The organism is Corynebacterium sp. (genome assembly GCF_012837295.1).
Taxonomy (GTDB): Bacteria; Actinomycetota; Actinomycetes; order Mycobacteriales; family Mycobacteriaceae; genus Corynebacterium.
Map to the genome: position 1 here is coordinate 1 of NZ_DURI01000184.1, position 2,231 is coordinate 2,231.

Annotated in this window: 1 protein-coding gene and 1 pseudogene; both read left to right on the plus strand. The window is 68.3% G+C overall.

Annotated features, from left to right (window positions below; genetic code table 11):
- A pseudogene (locus GX015_RS06230) lies at positions 1 to 205 on the plus strand (decaprenyl-phosphate phosphoribosyltransferase); the annotation flags it as partial.
- 364 nt (positions 206 to 569) lie between these two features.
- Positions 570 to 1,604: an alpha/beta hydrolase family protein gene (locus GX015_RS06235; protein WP_291343654.1), complete on the plus strand. Its 1,035-nt coding sequence runs from the start codon at positions 570 to 572 to the stop codon at positions 1,602 to 1,604.
- Positions 1,605 to 2,231 lie beyond the last annotated feature (627 nt).

Here is a 2,231-nt window from a genome sequence, read left to right on the forward strand (position 1 = left end):
CCGCGCCGGTGGCGCCGCCGCCGTCTGGTACCAGATCTCCATGGTCCCGTTCACCGTCGCGATCCTGCGCTACGCCGCCGACGTCGACCGCGGCACGGCGGGCAGCCCGGACGAGATCGCGCTGCACGACCGCGCCCTGCAGGCGCTGGCGCTGCTGTGGATCATCTCCATCGGCATCGCGGTGTACGCCGTTCCCGCGTTGTAGCCGCCGTTCCGGCACCCCGGGTGGCCGTGATCTCCGTCTCGGTACGGGGGTTGCGGCCACTTTTTCATGGCTTTGTCCAGTGCTTTGCGACGGTTCCGCCGCACGTCGCAAAGCGAAAACGGACGAAACATTGCCGTCCGAACCGACGAGGGGGACGTGCCGGGGGGATGTCGCATGATTGCAGCCTGATAACGGTTTGAGAAATTGTCGCGGAACGGTAACGTTAGCGGCCACGTGCCCGATGAACCCATCGGAAAGTGCGCCCCATCCCGAATTTCCCGGGGTCCCCGCCGGCTACGCCGACGGGTGATCGCCGGATTGTTTCGCGGTGCGGCGGACACATAGGACGTCAACGAGGAGAAACATGAGCTTCACCGCAATCGCGCGCGGATGGAAGGCCAAGGTCGTGGCCGCGATGGTGGCGGTCGCCACCATCTTCGGCATGATGCAGTTCGCCGCGCCGGAGGAGGCCAACGCCCACCGCGGTTGGCTGCGCCCCGGCTGCAGCTGGGACACCTACAACTACTGGCTGCAGTACTGCCAGGTGTACTCCCACGCCATGGGCAAGGACATCACCGTCCAGATCCGCCCGGGCATCGCTCCCGGCAGCCCCGGCCTGTACCTGCTCGACGGCCTCCGCGCCCGCGACGACTGGTCCGAGTACGTCTGGACGGCTCACGCCCCGGCCCTGTTCGAGCACGACAACATCACGCTGGCCATGCCGGTCGGCGGCGAGGCGTCGTTCTACACCGACTGGAACGGCCCGGCGATCAACAGCAAGGGCGAGATCCGCAATTACAAGTGGGAGACGTTCCTGACCCAGGAGCTGCCGCACTACCTGGACGTCCACTTCCAGACCAGCCGCACCAACAACGCGGTCGCCGGTCTGTCCATGGGCGGTTCCGCCGCGATGTCGCTGGCCTACAACCACCGCGATCAGTTCCGCCAGGCCTCGGTCTTCTCCGGTTACTTCCAGGTCTCCAACCCGGTCATGTCCACCGCCATCGCCGGCGCGCAGATCGACCAGGGCTACGAGCCGACCGCGATGTGGGGCCCTCCGGGCATCCCGACCCCGGGTCACGTCCGCAACGATCCGTCGATGAACCTGGGCAAGCTGCAGGGTCTTCCGATGTTCATCACCTCGGCCAACGGCTACCCGTCGCACTGGTCCACCCCGGAGGCTCTGGCCGGCGCGCCGGCCGAGCTGCCGAACATCGGCATGGGCATCGCCCTGGAGGGTCTGTCCCGCGCCTCGACCATGGCGTTCGAGTCCCAGGCCCGCGCCGCCGGCCTGAACCCGACCATGCACTACAGCCCCGACGGCATCCACGCCTGGTCGCTGTGGAAGAACGACCTGGCCATGGCCCGCCCGCACATCAAGGCCGCCCTGGGCATCTAGTCCGGATGGCCTCCGCCGCCGGTTCGCCGTCGGCTCTCCGCCGGAGCTTTTTCCCGGTGTTTTCCACCGGTTCGTTTCCGCCGCCGTGCCACTCCTCGTGCGCGGCGGCGGAGCCGTTTCTTGGGGCAGGCGCCCCCATCCCGCCCGACTCGCCGAGTCTGGGCGGGTTCTCGCGTTCCCGGGGCGAAATCGCGATCTCGTCAGGTGTGCGGCCCCGGCCGGGCCCACGAGATCACGATCCAGCGCCTCGATCGCGATCTCGTCGGATGTGCAAACGGCGGATCGAGGCGAGTGAGCGCGTTTCGTGCCGAGGAGATGCCAACGCGACGTCGGTAAGCGCATCGTCCCAGGTCGTGATTTGCGGTGGCATCTCCTTGGCACGGGCCGCGCGCGGCGGAGGCCGGGAAGCAGTGAGGCGGGGGCTGAGGCGGGGTGCGGGGTGTGGCGAGGGACCCGGAAGCGTCGCTGCTGCGCGCGGGGGCTGGAACGGCGAGGGGTCCGGGGCGCGGGAGGGGTGAGAGGCGGTGAGATGGCGCCGCGGCGTCGATCGCGTGGTGTTTCCGCGCCCCAAACCCTAAAGTTGAACTTAAACCTGAGGTTTGTGGCGCGTCGCGCGGGAATCCGCGC